The organism is Clostridium sp. (genome assembly GCF_036646415.1).
Classification (GTDB): Bacteria; Bacillota; Clostridia; order Clostridiales; family Clostridiaceae; genus Clostridium_J.
The window spans coordinates 103,043-117,487 of sequence record NZ_JAVXMF010000010.1 but is presented as its reverse complement, the minus strand read 5'-3'; the positions used below and the strand labels follow the sequence as shown (position 1 = coordinate 117,487).

Genomic DNA, 14,445 nt, shown 5'->3' with positions numbered 1-14,445 from the left:
CCGCACGTACGGTTCTAAGAGGGGCTAGGGTAGTGATTCCCTAGTCTACTTACCGCATTTAATAGCTATTCCTTGCTTAAGTGAGGAAAAAGAACTGGAAATAATAAAGATATTAATAGATAAGGATATAAATTTTAAGAGAAGTAACAATGATATTGAAATAATGTCTATTAATGCTAAAGCAAGATTTAATAGCGAATTAAGGAGGGGTTAAGGATGAATTCAAAGACATTAAATTTAAATTTAATAAAATATGAATTAAGAAATTTAGTAGGAAATATATTTACACTGATTTTTGGGTTATTTTTCCCAATATTTATGACTGTGTTTTTAGGTAATATAATTGGAGCTAAAGTTCCTGAAAATATGAAAGAAACTGTTATGACCAATATATTCATTACCTCAAGTTTGATTATTCCTTTAGCAACTATTTTCATAGGATATTCAGCAGTATTTTCACAGGAACTAGAAAAGAATATACCATTACGTTTTCGTTTATTTGGATATAGTGAGAAAACCTTATTAGTTTCTAAAATATGTGCTAATTTAATTTTCATGACAGTATCATTATTCATTTACACAACAATAGTTTACTTTGCTTTGGAAATACAGATACCAACATTAAAATCAGCACTTATTTTAATAGTTTCATTGTATGTATTAGCTACATGTTTATTTATATTAGCCCATGGAATAGCACTGTTCTTTAAGAAGTTTGGCCCAACTTATGGTATAACAATGGTATTATATTTTGTAATAATGATTCTAAGTGGAATGTTTGGTGTGCAAGCAAAGGATTTCCCAGAACCATTAAAAAATGTAGCTTACTTTTTACCAACCACCTATATTAGCGGAGAATTTATAGATTTTTGGCAAGGTGGAACCTATAATTTTGTACCATATATTCAATCATTTATTTTCTTCGCAGCAATTTCAGGTATAACATTATTTATGGCAATGAACTATAACAAGAGAAGAATAAAGTAAAGAAGTTGTGATGAAAAAAATACGAAAATATATTTAAAGTTGTTGTTTAAAAGATAGACTTATTTAAGTCTATCTTTAATTTTTGTAAAGATATATTCTAATTAAAAATGTACAATTTAGAATTGAAAATGTTATTCTAGAGTAGAGAGGGGGAATCAATATGTTAGTCGATAAATTTACTAAATACATGAGTTGGATTATGGGGTTAGTAATTACAATAATTACAGTGTTATTTTCAGAGTATAATTTATTATTCAAAATAATTATTATATGTGGAATTATTATTTTAAATAAATATCTTGTAAATGCAACTATTAAAAATATAAATGCTGAATTGAAAAAGTTAAAATTGCAGGAACTTAACTTTTTAGGGTTAAATCCTAAATTTAAAATAATTATTGAAATAATAACATTGGTAACTATATACTTCATGGAAATTTACTTTGTCATAGGGGTGTATAGTGAAGGTATAAGGTATGGGTCACTAATAGGAATATGTTTTTTTATAGCAATTATATTGATTTCTATTGATAAACTTTATGGACCCAAAGTAGAGTGCCATAAATTAAAGGATGAAACTATTCTTATACTGTATGAAAGTAATAGAACAGGGACTAGTATTTTTGGAAGAAGAGTTGGCTCTTATGTAGAGGGCATAATTGTAGATAATTTTATATTTTTAAAAGATGAAATATTATATATTAATGAAACAAATGAAGGATTTACAATAATGCTTACAGGCAGTAGAAAAATAATTATTAAGGATAAAAAGGCTGAAAAATTCTTGCGTGATAGAGTAAAATAGCGATAGCAACTACTAGTTGACAAAGATGCAAACTGTAGAAGGTAGTATTTTGTTAGTAAGTGAGGTATTAGGATGGAGTATACAATTAGTAAGGCCGCAGAGATTGTTGGGGTAAGTAGTTATACATTAAGATATTATGAAAAAGAAGGGTTACTACCATATATAGAAAGAAATGAAAGTGGTATTAGAGTTTATAAAGATTCTGATATTTTTTGGATAGAACTAATTAAATGTTTAAAAGATACGGGGATGTCTATAAGTGAAATTCATCGTATTGTAGAATTAAGTTTAGAGGGTGAACATACCATTCCAGAAAGAAAAGAAATTTTAAAAGAGCATAAGAAAAAATTAGAAGAACAGATGGAACAGCTTAGGGTATGTTCCAATAAGATTGATAAAAAAATAGATTGGTATAATGGAAAACAAGATAACTGTTAAATCTAATATAATAATATATAGATTTATCTAGGCATGACAGATATTATCTGACACTTACGAAGCTGTGAGTGTTATAGCCGATAGACATAAGATAAATAAAGTTTTATTAATTTTATTGACTTAGAGTTAACTCTAAGGTGTAGACTACAATTAATATAAATTTTAGATAACACTTTAGGAGGCAATTTAATTATGATTAATTTTAATTTTTATAATCCAACAGAAATAGTATTTGGAAAAGATACTTTAGCACAACTTGATAATCTTATACCAAAGAATGCAAAGGTTCTTGTACTTTATGGAGGAGGAAGCGTTAAAAAGTTTGGTACTTTAGATAAAGTAAAGGAAGAACTAGGACAACGTGAAGTGATTGAGTTTGGTGGAATTGAGCCAAATCCAAAGTATGATACTTTAATGAAAGCAGTTCAGGTTGTAAAAAAAGAAAAGGTGAATTTCCTACTTGCTATAGGTGGGGGTTCAGTAATGGATGGAACTAAATTTGTTTCATTAGCATCTACATATGAAGGAGAAAATGCTGAGGATTTATTTAGTTATGGACTTGTGCCAGAATCAGTAGCCAAGGGATTACCAATTGGTACAGTTGTAACATTACCTGCAACGGGTTCAGAAATGAATAATGGTGGAGTAATTACTTCGAGGCTTGGAAAACTTGCGCTTTTTAGTAATAAAGCATTTCCAAAGTTCTCAATAATAGATCCACAGTTAACATATACTTTACCAGAAACACAAGCTGCAAATGGAATTATTGATACTTTCATCCATACAGTTGAGCAATATGTAACATTCCCTGCTGAAGGAAGATTCCAAGATAGAGCAGCAGAAGGTATTTTACAAACATTAATAGAGATAGGAAGAAAGACTATTGATGAACCAGCAAACTATGATGCTAGAGCCAATCTTGTTTGGTGTGCAACAATGGGCTTAAATGGTTTAATTGGTGCTGGAGTTCCACAAGATTGGACTACTCATATGATAGGTCATGAATTAACATTATTATTTGGAATTGATCATGCTAAAACCCTCGCTGTTTTACAACCGTCTATTTGGAATGTTAGAAAAGTAGAAAAGCATGCTAAGTTATTACAGTATGGTCAGCGTGTATGGAATATAACAGAAGGAACTGAGGAAGAACGCATAGATTTAGCTATAAATAAAACTCGTGAATTCTTCGAAAGTTTAGGTGTTAAAACCCACTTATCTGATTATGGGGTAACAGGGGATAAAATAGAAGATGTTATTAATTCATTAGAAAAGCATGGGATGACAGGATTATCAGAAACTGGAGATCTTACATTAGATATAAGTCGTAAGATTCTTGAAGGTGCAATGTAGTTGAAAAAATTCAAATTATTTTTAAAAATGAATCTAGAACAAAAAAATCAAATGGCTTACAAAAATAAGCATAAGCCATTTGAAAAATTCTATAATTCACTTAAGATTTTATAATAATGGGACATAGCTAGTTCTTTACATTTATGATCTAAGTGTCCATCAATAAGAGTTTCAAAGTCTAAGGACTCTAAAAAATTAATAAAATTTTGGAACTTTTCTTTGCTCGAATAACTAGCATCACCTATAAATAAAACCTTTTCTTCAGGAATAAAGTATACAACACAATCGTCAGTATGAGAAGAGTCTATCCATATCATTTCACATGTAAGCCCACCTAAATCAAGAGTTAAGTGTTTATCAAACACTATATCTGCTGTTCTAATTTTAATTAAGCTCAAATCTTTGTATTGCTCTTTTATATATTTCTGACAAGCCTTTGGTTCTTCACCATTTTTTACTCTTTCATCCATGGATTTTTCATCCCATTTCCAATGAGTCATCTTTTCAAGTTTAATATTTGTCGCTTTGCAGGCAATAGCAGTTGCTGTTAGTGATGACATTCCATAAGTATGATCAAAGTGCCAGTGTGTAAGGGCTACGAAGTCAGGATGTGGTAAATTTAATTGATCGAGTTCATTCAAATATAAGGTTACCTCTCTATAAGAGTTTCCAGAGTCAATCATTAGTGTATAGTTTTTTCCTTTTACATATCCCAAAGTTGGTCTATCTGTTTCTGCACAGTGAGGTAAATAATATATGTTATCTGATATTTTAATCATAAATTCAACTCCTCTTAAATAATTGTTTCTATATAATGATAACAACAATGTGAAAATGTATATACCTTATGTTTGATTCGGAAATAAACATGAGAAAAGGGCTATCTTTAAATCAAAGATAACCCTTTCTTTATTTGTTTTTTTCTGTTAGAACAATTCTTTGAATTGTTTTTTCAGCCAGAAAATACTTTTGAGATAATTGAAAAAATGTATATCCTTGTTGGTACATTTTATAAATATCCATGTTTCTATCTTTAAAATTATTGCGTGTCCCTTTACATTCACCCCAAGATTTTTTGTTTTCTAATTTTCTAGGAATATAAATATATTCTCCATCAACATAGGTTTGAATTATATTGATTAATTCTTCAGGTAATACACTTTCCGCTTTCATATATGACATGCCTTTGCTCCTTACATAAAAAATATTGTAAAGTTATTGCAAAGACTCTCCCACTGAAGCAATAATTTGTGCTATAGCAGACAGTCCTTGCTAAGCACTAATAATTAATTTCAATCTTTTCATAGCTACTCCTTTCGTTTGGTTTAATTAGAATTATTTGTAATATTTAGCTAATATTATTGTATACTATAATTCTGTAATTTTAAAGTGCAAACACATTAGTTATATCTTTTATAATGTTAGTAATAAAAGGTACATTATAATTAAGGTTTATTATTGTTTTTTATAAAATATTTGACTTAATAGTCCTAATATTATTGTATAAAATTTAAGGATATAATAGAATGCCTTGGTCAATGATGTATAATATAGAGATACATAATTTATAGCAATTTAGAAGGGAGTCTTTATGTTATTACGGTTAGAGAATATTAGAAAAGAATATATCATTGAAAATAAGGTAAGGTTTGATGCTCTTAAGGGAGTAACTTTAGGTTTTGATAAGGGGGAGTTTGTTTCAATACTTGGGCCATCGGGATGTGGTAAATCTACTTTATTAAATATTATTGCGGGGCTGGATAAGCCTACAGAGGGGGACCTAATTGTTGAGGGTAAATCCACTAGAAAATATAAATCAAAGGACTGGGATTTATATAGAAAAAATAATATTGGATTCGTTTTTCAATCTTTTAATTTAATTGAGCATTTAACAGCTCTAGAAAATGTTGAAATGGTTATGAACTTAATTGGATTATCAAAAAAGGAGCGTATATCTAGAGCAAAAACATTGTTAGAGAAAGTTGGTCTTTCTAAACATATGAATCATAAACCAGGAGAATTATCCGGTGGGCAAAAACAGAGAGTTGCTATAGCTCGTGCTCTTGCAAATGATCCAGATATTATTTTAGCTGATGAACCAACAGGTGCTTTAGATAAGAAAACTGGAATACAAATAATGGACTTACTTAAGGAAATAGCTAAGGATAAACTTATTTTAATGGTTACTCATAATGGAACTTTAGCTTATGAGTATTCAAGTAGGGTTATTTCAATCCTTGATGGAGAAATTAAAAAGGATGAAGTATTAATTGAAGCTGATAAGAATCAGTTAAAATCAGAGCTTAAGAAGAAAAATGGAAGTATGTCATTTAGTGATTCTTTAAAGTTATCTTTAAGAAACATAAAGCAAAAGTTAGGTAGAATTGCTATTACAACTATTGCTGGTTCAATAGGTATTGGTGGGATTTTATTAGTTATTGGTCTTGGAAATGGAGCTAATGATTATATAGATAGACAAACCAACTCTTTTGTCAGTGCAAATGTAATACAAGTTGGGATGCAGTTTAAAGAACAGGAAGTTCAAGCTAAGGAATATCCCAAAACTATAGAAGCTTTTGATAAAATTAGTGAGAATGATAATGTAGTAGAAATCCGTGAAGCTTTAGATATTACTTCTAATACTATTTACAAAGTAAATGAAAAAAACATAGAAGATATAAGTTTTAATGCTTTAGCGGGAGAAAATTATTTAGCAAATGTAGAACATGCTGTATCTGGTAGATTACCAAAGGATGATAGTGATGAATTATTAGTAAACAAGGATATGGCAAAGCTTATTATAAAAGAGCTGGGAATGGATGAGGATAAGGATGATTATACAAAGGTCATTGATGAGAAGATTGATGTAATTGTTCAGGAAAAGACTACGAATCCAATGACTGGTGATGAAACTGTAGTTAAAACTTATACCAAAGAATTCACCATTGTTGGGATTGCTAATGAAATTGCTTTAAATTCTGGGGCTGTTTATTATTCCTATGAGCCAGTTTATAATTGGTTAAAGGATGAAGGATATTTTGTAGGAAAAGAAAATAGAGTTATTAATGCAGAAGTTGTTGTAGATGAAGTTAAACATAATGAAGAAGTATTAAAATGGATAAATGCTAAAGAAAATGGTGGTGTTGGTGATAGAAGAGAACTAGCTGAAAAAGGATTTAAGGCTTCGTCACAAGTGGTTATGGTAAAGGAAGCTTTAAAGACATTAATAAACTTAGCTCAAGCAGTTATGATTATTTTTGTTTCTGTAGCTTTAGTTGTTTCATCTATTTTAATAGGAATTGTAGTATTTTCAAGTGTTCTTGAACGTAAAAAGGAAATTGGAATTTTAAAGGCAATAGGTGCAAGAAATAAAGATGTTTCCCGTGTGTTTAAAACAGAATCTGCTTTGATTGGTTTCTTTGCAGGGGTAACAGGTATAGCTGTAGCATTCCTAATACAACCTATAGCCAATAAATTCATAGAAAATGTATTAAAGGTTGATGCAGAAAAACTTATAAATATTCCTTTATCAGGAATTCCGTTTACAGATATTAAATTCCCTCTTGCAACAATAATTGGGTTAATAGTAATAAGTGTTCTTGTAGCAATTATGGCAGGATACGTGCCATCTAAGAGAGCGACAAAAATTCAAGTTGTTGATGCATTACGTGATGAATAGGAGGGGAAGCAGATGTTAAGAGTTGAAAATTTAAAAAGGACTTATAAAATTGGTGAGCATGAAATTGCTGCCCTTGATGATGTATCTTTTGAACTACCAAATGGAAAGTTAGTAGCGATTGTAGGCCCTTCTGGGTGTGGTAAAACTACACTTATGAATATTTTAGGAGCTTTAGATAGTGATTTTCAAGGTGAGGTGATTGTAAATGGAAAGTCATTAAAAGAAGCAAAGGGAAAGGATTTAGATAGCTACCGTAAAAATACTATAGGGTTTATATTTCAACAGTTTAATCTTCTTAATTCTCAAAGCTCTATGCAAAATGTTGAGCTTGCTTTAGATTTATCAGGAAAATCTAAGGTGGAAAAAACAAAGAGAGCAACAGAGCTATTAGAAGGTGTTGGTCTTTTAGATCAAAGGAAGAAGACGGTAAATCTGTTATCAGGAGGGCAACGTCAAAGAGTTGCAATTGCTAGAGCTTTAGCTAATAACCCAGAAATTATTTTAGCAGATGAGCCAACAGGGGCATTAGATGTTAAAACTGGCGAACAAGTTATGGATTTACTTAAGGATATATCTAAAGATAGACTTATATTAATGGTAACCCATGCACCGGAGTTGGCAGAAAAGTATGCGGATATTATTATAAATATGGAAGATGGAAAAATTATTTCTATTGAAGAAAATTCTAGTTCGGTAAAATCCTTAAGCAATGTAATGAAAAAGGAAGAAACAAAATCTAAGATGTCTATAGGAAAGGCATTTAAGTTATCTTTAAGAAGTGCTTGGTTAAAAAAATGGCGTACTTTAGCAACGGCTATTGGGACTTCAATTGGGATAGCAGGTATTGCATTAGCTATAGCTATTACAGCAGGAACAACGGAGTCTGTAAACACTCAAGTAAATTCAATATTTCCAACTAACTCAGTTATGGTTGGTTTTAAAGAAAATTTAGATAAAAGGCCAAATCAATATAAGAGATTAAAGTATGAAGATATAAATAAAATTACTTCTTTAGGTAGTAGTTTTTATGGTTATTATTTTCCCGTTCAAGGAGAAGATATACCAATGGCAGCCTTTTATTCTTTAGAAGAAAATTTATTAAAGGATGAAAATTTCTTCGAAAAGTTATCTGATCCAACTACTATAGATAGACTGATAGATATGATGTCAGCAGGATTAATTGAAGATGTTAAAGAAGATATACAATATGGCACGGTGCCTTCAAAAGGCTCTTTGGATGAAATCGTTATTTCTTTATCAACTGCTAAAAATATAGTCAAAAATGATGAAGAGTTGAAGAGTTTAATTGGAAAAACTATTTATGTTTCATTTGTTAAGTCTCCAAGCCATTCTGATATGATGATGGAACCAAATAAGAAACCAGAAATTATGGTATTGCCTTGGAAAGTAGTTGGGATTGCAAATACAACTACTTTGATGAACACATATTATGTGGAGAGTGACTGGAATATTAATTACTATGAAAAGTACTTTAATATAAATAAAGATAAACTAGAAGCTCCTATGATGATTCTTTATGGAAAAGATGCAGAAACTATAGAAGATGATATTGAAAAATTAAACTCATCTCAAGATGATTACCAATTTGAAATGGCAGGTAAAACTATAACAGAGCAAATTGATACCACAATGAAGCAAGTTAGAATGGGACTTTTAGGCTTTGCAGGAGTATCTATTATAGTTGCAGCTTTAATGATATCAATAGTTATATATATATCTGTAATTGAAAGAACTAACGAAATAGGTATATTGAGAGCAATAGGGGCCAGAAAAAAAGATATAAAGAATATTTTTGTAGCAGAATCCTTTATTATAGGAGTCCTATCAGCATTAATAGGAATAGGTATTGCTATTGGAGTATCTAAGGTAATAAATAATTTGGTTTATAGCTTTTTACAAAACTTTGCAAACAATGCTCCTTATATGGAGGTATCAAAATTACCGCTTCAAGATGGAGGCTGGATTTTGTTATTCTGTGTTGTATTAAGTATTGTATCTGGGCTTTATCCAGCATTAAGAGCATCTAAGATGGATCCAATAGATGCATTAAGAAGGAGATAATTAAAAGGCAATAAAAGCAATATGGTCTTTAATGTTAATGGATTTTGAATTATATAACAGAGACTTATATAAAAGGGACTATCTCAAAATTTTTATTTTGAGATGGTCCCTTTAGTTTTATTTCCTTTTTAGTTTTGCTTTTTTGTAAATTGCATATCCTAAATATCCAACGATACTTAAAATTATTAAATAAGGAATAATAGCCACGAAGATTAACAATATATTCGTTCCCAAAGATTTTAAACTTCTTAAAGAGTCCTTGAAAGCCTTGGCAATTTTTTCACCAAAAGTTACTGCTGGAGAATCAATATTACTAGCTTCTATAACTTCTTGAATATGCATATTTATGGTAGCGTGCTCAATCAAATCATCCATTTGTTTTAAGTGTCCTTGAATTCCTTCGATTTCATAGCGGATTTCTGTTAGAGCTTTTTCTACTTCTATAATTTCCTTGATATCTTTTGCTTGACTTAGAATAGCTAGGTATCTATCCTCTTGAGTCTTTAGGACCTTTAATCTAGTTTCACTATCATAATAACTACTACTTATATCGTCGCCATAGGTACGTTCATTTGTAACTATTCCAATTTTGCTAGCTTCATTTAAAAAATCTTGAAACTTTTCATTTGGTATTCTAATCACAAATTCAGCATTTCTATCGCTTCTGTAAATTCCACTGCTAATACCCATTTGAGATACACTTGATGATTGAGTATATCCATTAAAGCTATTTATCATTTTTTCAAGTATGATTAGAGAATTATCAAATTCTAAGGTTTCTATAGATAAATCTGCATTATTAATTATTTTTCTATTTTCTTTAGTGATTAAAGTTTCTGTATTAGTAATATCATCAGCTTTGGTTTCCATATTATTTTGATTTTTATCAGAACCAATATCAATACTAGATTGGGCTACTGAATCTGCTTTAGAGTGTTCTTCACTGTTTGTGCTAACTTTATTACCACATCCAGAAAGAAATAAAACTATGATTAGTGAAAAAATAACTAAAAGTTTTTTCATATTATCCTCCTTAATGAAAGTATTCTATAAGGTATACGAGGTAGTATATATATTTAGTACATGGATTGCTCAATTAATAATTATTTATTAACTGCCACAACTATTTTACTGCCCAGAGTTTAGACAAACATATTAAATTGTATAAATACAATTTAATATACTTAAACTATAATAATAAGTAAGAAATTTAAAGAATATTAAGTAGAAAGTTGAGGATATTGTATGAGTAAAAAATCAAGCAATAATAAAAAGAATATATTACTTGCTCTAGGCGTAGTGGCTAGTGCAGCAACTGCAGTTGCAATAACAGCAAATAAAATTAAAGAAAAATCAAAGGTAAATACTGCGACCTTTAACTATACGGAGAATGAAGATAAGCAAGTTTATTTCATCGGAGGGGGCCTAGCTTCTTTAGCTGGGGCAGCTTATCTTGTAAGGGACTGTAATTTTAAGGGTGAAAATATTCATATTATCGAAGGAATGAAAATTCTTGGAGGTAGTAATGATGGTTCAGGGGATGCTGAGAATGGATTCCTATGCCGTGGCGGTAGAATGCTAAATGAAGAAACTTACGAAAACTTTTGGGAGCTATTTTCTAGTATTCCATCTCTAGATTTACCGGGGAAAACTGTTACAGAAGAAATTCTTAATTTTGACCATTTACATCCAACGCATGCACAAGCTCGTTTAATTGATAAGTATGGCGTGATTCAAGATGTAACTAGTATGGGTTTTAATAGTGATGATCGTATGGCTCTTGGTAAATTAATGATTACATCAGAAGAAAAGCTAGATGATATGACTATAGAGCAATGGTTTAGTCATACACCACATTTCTTCCAAACTAACTTTTGGTATATGTGGCAAACAACTTTTGCTTTCCAAAAATGGTCTAGCTTATTTGAATTTAAAAGATATATGGAACGTATGATTTTTGAGTTCTCTCGTATTGAAACTTTAGAGGGGGTTACACGTACTCCTTATAACCAATATGAATCAGTTATACTTCCATTAAAAGCTTATTTAGATGACTTTAGTATTGATTTTAGTATTAATGCAACTGTAACTGATTTAGATTTTAAACAAGGGGATGAGATTACAGTAACTGCAATACATTTAGAAGATAGTGAAGGTGAAAAAATTATAAACTTAAACCAAGGTGATATTTGTATTATGACAAATGGATGCATGACAGATAGTGCAACTTTAGGTGATTTTAATACACCAGCAGAGTATAATCCAGATAAGCCAATTTCGGGTGAACTTTGGGATAAAGTAGCTAAAAAGAAAACGGGACTTGGGAATCCAGAACCATTCTTTGGACATCCGGACCAAACCAACTGGGAAAGTTTCACTGTAACTTGTAAAGGAAATAAACTTTTAAAGTTAATTGAAGAGTTCTCAACTAATATACCTGGTAGTGGTGCTTTAATGACCTTTAAAGATTCTAATTGGTTAATGAGTATTGTTGTTGCGGCTCAACCACACTTTAAAAATCAGCCACTTGATACAACTATTTTCTGGGGATATGGGTTATACACAGAAAAAGTTGGTGATTATGTGAAAAAACCAATGCGTGAATGTACTGGCGAAGAGATGTTAATAGAACTTTTACATCACTTACACATGGAAGATAAAATAGATGAAATTATGGATACTGTAATTAATGTTATTCCATGTATGATGCCTTATATAGATGCTCAGTTCCAACCACGCAAGATGACTGATCGTCCACAGGTTGTACCAAAAGGATCAACAAACTTTGCTATGATTAGTCAGTTCGTTGAAATTCCAGAAGATATGGTATTTACAGAAGAATATTCTGTACGTGCAGCAAAAATGGCTGTTTATACTCTTTTGAATGTAAAAAATAAAGAGATTATTCCTGTAACTCCATACAAGAAAAATCCTAAGATTTTAAAAGATGCTTTAAAAACATCTTATAGATAGAAATTTTTAATTATATAATCATAAGACAAACTAACTACTTAGTTATTTAAATGTAACTGAGTAGTTTTGTTTATAACTTTTTCAATATCTCCATTAACTAATCTTTCAACTTTTTCAATAATACTTTCTGGACTATCCTTCATACCATTTTTCATCCATGAAGTTAAAATTCCAATAAAAGCAAAGGTATAAAAGTTGGCAATGAATTCTTTTTCGGTAGAAGATAAATAAGAGTTTTTAGACACCTCTTCAATTACATCAATTAAAAGATTAAAGATTTCATTCTGTAAAAAAGTTTCAAGATGTTCTCTTCCCATTGAATGAAAGGTATTCATACAAAAAGACTTATTATTAATTACATATTGAAATATTTTCAAAAAACCTTGTTGCCAAGTTTCGTAGGTTTTGCAAGTTGAAATACTGCCTACAGCTTCAGTTTTATAAATCCACCCTAGCAAGTCATAGATATCTTGGAAATAATAATAGAAAGTTTGACGGTTAACACCACAATCAACTACTATATCTTTAATTGTTATTTTTTGAAGAGGCTTTTTTGTCATTATATTTTTAAGGGAAGTAGCAAGAGCTTCTTTTGTCGTTAATGTCATATGAAATACCTCAACTTCTAAAATTTATATTGAAAATAAATTTTCATAATATAGAATGCTATTTTACCAAATAATATTAATTATAGTATGTTTAAAGTGAATTTACTATATGAAATTAATAGATAATGAGTCTGAAAATCTATCTTTATTGTAATTAAGTGCTATAAAAGTTTGAATAAACCCTTTAATAATTTCATAAGTAATATTATAATATTTAAAGAGGGTAAATTAAATGATTATTATAACTATTTAGACATTAAAGGTGATAATATTAAATACTTATGAAACTTTTACGTGTTTAAGAAGCTATAATTAACCATAAATTTTGGATTGTACAAGGAGGGGGATATAATGATATCAGTTAATAAAGAAAAGGTTTTAAATACAGCAAAAGAAATATTACTTATAGATAGCCCTAGTGGATTTTGTTATGATGTTATGGATAAAATCCAGTCAATAGCAGCGGAACTAGGCTATGATTTTGAAAAGACTGTTAAGGGTTGTGGAATTATAACTGTTCCAGGAAAAAGTAATGATAAGGTAATAGGTTTATCTGCTCATGTGGACACTTTAGGTGCTATGGTAAGATCCATTTCTGGTGAAGGTACTTTAAAATTTACTTTAATAGGAGGACCTATTGTTCCTACACTAGATAGTGAATATTGCAAAATCAGAACTAGAGATGGAAAGATATATAATGGTACATTCTTAAGCACAAGTCCAGCAGCTCACGTATTTGAAGATGCTAAATCTAAACTTCGTGATCCTAAAAATATGGAAATAAGACTTGATGAAGTAGTGAAATCTAAAGAAGATGTAGAGAAACTAGGAATATGCGCAGGTGACTTTATATTTATCGATCCTAAAACTACAATAACAGAAAGTGGATTCTTAAAATCTAGATTTATAGATGATAAGGGTAGTGTTGCATGCCTTATGAATTTACTTGATATATTAAGTGCTGAAAAGATAGTTCCAACTTATACTACTAAGGTTTTCATATCTGTATATGAAGAAGTTGGACATGGTTCAGCTTACATTCCATCAGATATAACAGAAATGATTGCTGTAGATATGGGATGTATAGGAGAAGATTTAACTTGTACAGAGTATGATGTTTCTATATGTGCTAAGGATTCTAATGGTCCTTATGACTATAATATGACTACAGAATTAATTAACCTTGCAAAGGGTAATGAAATTAAATATGCAGTAGATATTTATCCAATGTATGGGTCAGATGTTGGAGCAGCTTTAAGCGGTGGAAATAACATAAAAGGTGCACTTATAGGACCTGGAGTTCATGCATCTCATGGTATGGAGAGAACTCATTATACTGCCCTTGAAGGAACAATAAAATTATTATATGCTTATTTAACAAAATAACCTATGAAATAACATTAATAATAACACAAAAACAGCATTAATATTCATAGGTATTAATGCTGTTTTTTATATGGTCTTATTTAATAGCAATAATAGTAGTATTTTATATAGTTTTAGTATAATATTGAATATAT

The 14,445-nt window shown here is 30.1% G+C and carries 12 protein-coding genes; 8 read left to right on the top strand and 4 right to left on the bottom strand.

From position 1 onward, the window contains the following. The first annotated feature begins 216 nt into the window (after positions 1 to 216). The 4 genes from RSD37_RS09050 to RSD37_RS09035 all read left to right on the top strand — a co-directional run bounded on the left by RSD37_RS09050 (position 217) and on the right by RSD37_RS09035 (position 3,583). Positions 217 to 987 carry an ABC transporter permease gene (locus RSD37_RS09050; RefSeq protein ID WP_346946401.1) on the top strand — a complete coding sequence of 257 codons (771 nt, stop codon included), beginning with the start codon at positions 217 to 219 and terminating at the stop codon, positions 985 to 987. Between the two features lie 160 nt (positions 988 to 1,147). Then, positions 1,148 to 1,792: a hypothetical protein gene (locus RSD37_RS09045; protein ID WP_346946400.1), complete on the top strand. Its 645-nt coding sequence runs from the start codon at positions 1,148 to 1,150 to the stop codon at positions 1,790 to 1,792. Between the two features lie 72 nt (positions 1,793 to 1,864). After that, the gene (locus RSD37_RS09040) at positions 1,865 to 2,230 is read left to right on the top strand and encodes a MerR family transcriptional regulator (protein WP_346946399.1); all 366 of its coding nucleotides are present in this window, start codon (positions 1,865 to 1,867) and stop codon (positions 2,228 to 2,230) included. A gap of 192 nt (positions 2,231 to 2,422) precedes the next feature. Beyond that, positions 2,423 to 3,583: an iron-containing alcohol dehydrogenase gene (locus RSD37_RS09035; RefSeq protein WP_346946398.1), complete on the top strand. Its 1,161-nt coding sequence runs from the start codon at positions 2,423 to 2,425 to the stop codon at positions 3,581 to 3,583. Positions 3,584 to 3,672: 89 nt separating this feature from the next. Here RSD37_RS09035 and RSD37_RS09030 read toward each other — a convergent pair whose 3' ends face one another. Further along, positions 3,673 to 4,362, bottom strand: a complete 690-nt coding sequence (locus RSD37_RS09030; RefSeq protein ID WP_346946397.1) for an MBL fold metallo-hydrolase — start codon at positions 4,360 to 4,362, stop codon at positions 3,673 to 3,675. 130 nt (positions 4,363 to 4,492) lie between these two features. Further along, positions 4,493 to 4,765: a CD3324 family protein gene (locus RSD37_RS09025; protein ID WP_346946396.1), complete on the bottom strand. Its 273-nt coding sequence runs from the start codon at positions 4,763 to 4,765 to the stop codon at positions 4,493 to 4,495. 409 nt (positions 4,766 to 5,174) lie between these two features. On the opposite strand from RSD37_RS09025, the gene RSD37_RS09020 reads away from it, so the two are divergent. Next, positions 5,175 to 7,262 carry an ATP-binding cassette domain-containing protein gene (locus tag RSD37_RS09020; protein WP_346946395.1) on the top strand — a complete coding sequence of 696 codons (2,088 nt, stop codon included), beginning with the start codon at positions 5,175 to 5,177 and terminating at the stop codon, positions 7,260 to 7,262. Between the two features lie 12 nt (positions 7,263 to 7,274). Beyond that, complete coding sequence (locus tag RSD37_RS09015) at positions 7,275 to 9,344, top strand: ATP-binding cassette domain-containing protein (RefSeq protein ID WP_346946394.1); 2,070 nt, start codon at positions 7,275 to 7,277, stop codon at positions 9,342 to 9,344. Positions 9,345 to 9,461: 117 nt separating this feature from the next. Here RSD37_RS09015 and RSD37_RS09010 read toward each other — a convergent pair whose 3' ends face one another. Beyond that, on the bottom strand, positions 9,462 to 10,367 hold the full coding sequence (locus RSD37_RS09010; protein WP_346946393.1) for a DUF4349 domain-containing protein: 906 nt from the start codon (positions 10,365 to 10,367) through the stop codon (positions 9,462 to 9,464). Positions 10,368 to 10,589: 222 nt separating this feature from the next. Between RSD37_RS09010 and RSD37_RS09005 the strand changes: the two genes are divergently transcribed. Then, positions 10,590 to 12,317, top strand: coding sequence for an oleate hydratase (locus tag RSD37_RS09005; protein WP_346946392.1), 1,728 nt, complete (start codon positions 10,590 to 10,592; stop codon positions 12,315 to 12,317). Positions 12,318 to 12,355: 38 nt separating this feature from the next. Here RSD37_RS09005 and RSD37_RS09000 read toward each other — a convergent pair whose 3' ends face one another. Beyond that, entirely contained in the window at positions 12,356 to 12,925 is a 570-nt protein-coding gene (locus RSD37_RS09000; protein ID WP_346946391.1) for a TetR/AcrR family transcriptional regulator C-terminal domain-containing protein, read from the bottom strand. A gap of 351 nt (positions 12,926 to 13,276) precedes the next feature. Between RSD37_RS09000 and RSD37_RS08995 the strand changes: the two genes are divergently transcribed. Next, a complete protein-coding gene (locus tag RSD37_RS08995; protein ID WP_346946390.1) occupies positions 13,277 to 14,311 on the top strand; it encodes a M42 family metallopeptidase in 1,035 nt (344 codons plus the stop codon). Positions 14,312 to 14,445: the final 134 nt, after the last annotated feature.

Coding starts and splice junctions, on each gene's coding strand:
- RSD37_RS09050 (WP_346946401.1), top strand. CDS start 217: ATGAATTCAAAGACATTAAATTTAAATTTAATAAAATATGAATTAAGA.
- RSD37_RS09045 (WP_346946400.1), top strand. CDS start 1,148: ATGTTAGTCGATAAATTTACTAAATACATGAGTTGGATTATGGGGTTA.
- RSD37_RS09040 (WP_346946399.1), top strand. CDS start 1,865: ATGGAGTATACAATTAGTAAGGCCGCAGAGATTGTTGGGGTAAGTAGT.
- RSD37_RS09035 (WP_346946398.1), top strand. CDS start 2,423: ATGATTAATTTTAATTTTTATAATCCAACAGAAATAGTATTTGGAAAA.
- RSD37_RS09030 (WP_346946397.1), bottom strand. CDS start 4,362: ATGATTAAAATATCAGATAACATATATTATTTACCTCACTGTGCAGAA.
- RSD37_RS09025 (WP_346946396.1), bottom strand. CDS start 4,765: ATGTCATATATGAAAGCGGAAAGTGTATTACCTGAAGAATTAATCAAT.
- RSD37_RS09020 (WP_346946395.1), top strand. CDS start 5,175: ATGTTATTACGGTTAGAGAATATTAGAAAAGAATATATCATTGAAAAT.
- RSD37_RS09015 (WP_346946394.1), top strand. CDS start 7,275: ATGTTAAGAGTTGAAAATTTAAAAAGGACTTATAAAATTGGTGAGCAT.
- RSD37_RS09010 (WP_346946393.1), bottom strand. CDS start 10,367: ATGAAAAAACTTTTAGTTATTTTTTCACTAATCATAGTTTTATTTCTT.
- RSD37_RS09005 (WP_346946392.1), top strand. CDS start 10,590: ATGAGTAAAAAATCAAGCAATAATAAAAAGAATATATTACTTGCTCTA.
- RSD37_RS09000 (WP_346946391.1), bottom strand. CDS start 12,925: ATGACATTAACGACAAAAGAAGCTCTTGCTACTTCCCTTAAAAATATA.
- RSD37_RS08995 (WP_346946390.1), top strand. CDS start 13,277: ATGATATCAGTTAATAAAGAAAAGGTTTTAAATACAGCAAAAGAAATA.